Source organism: Bartonella sp. TT110JLCBS (genome assembly GCF_042193405.1).
Lineage (GTDB): Bacteria > Pseudomonadota > Alphaproteobacteria > Rhizobiales > Rhizobiaceae > Bartonella.
On sequence record NZ_JBHILT010000319.1, the window covers coordinates 1 to 539 of the forward strand.

Below are 539 nucleotides of genomic sequence, written 5' to 3' on the forward strand. Positions count from 1 at the left end.
CATTTTCTAAAGAATTTCGCGCGTCTCAGAGTATGTTTAGAGTCGGATATTTGGTTTTTGTGTAAAAATACTTACTAATGCATCCATAATACGTGAAAAATCAAGCGCTAATAAGAGTATAATGAGTACAATCCATTTCGTATAACGCGACATCACTTTTACACTTTTGTAGGTCATGATGATTTCTTGAAGGATTTCTTTTTCTGCTTCTGTAAGCTCTGTATCGTCTTGTGTTTTTTTTCTAGCCATGTTTCCACCCACACACGCGTTCACCTAGATTATTGTGCTTTAAGATCTCTCTTGCTAAGTTTGAACTGATGGCGTTCAGATCTTGCTTATCTAAATAAATTGGCAACCAGCCAACACAAGAAGAAGCATATTTATTTGTCGTGCAACCAGTCAGAGAGAGCAGCACGCACATCAGCATCACTTTTTTGATTAATTTCATTTTCTACCTCAAGCCGTGTTGTGGCTGCTTTTAAAGCTTTTTCTGTTTGCTTTTGTTGCTCTGCTTTTTTCCCAAGAGTAAAAGCTCTTGC

1 protein-coding gene is annotated in these 539 nt (G+C 37.3%); it reads right to left on the reverse strand.

Annotated features, from left to right (window positions below):
- Positions 1-36: 36 nt before the first annotated feature.
- A complete protein-coding gene (locus ACFILW_RS11110; RefSeq protein WP_375624260.1) occupies positions 37-249 on the reverse strand; it encodes a hypothetical protein in 213 nt (70 codons plus the stop codon).
- Between the last annotated feature and the right edge of the window lie 290 nt (positions 250-539).

Coding starts and splice junctions, on each gene's coding strand:
- ACFILW_RS11110 (WP_375624260.1), bottom strand. CDS start 249: ATGGCTAGAAAAAAAACACAAGACGATACAGAGCTTACAGAAGCAGAA.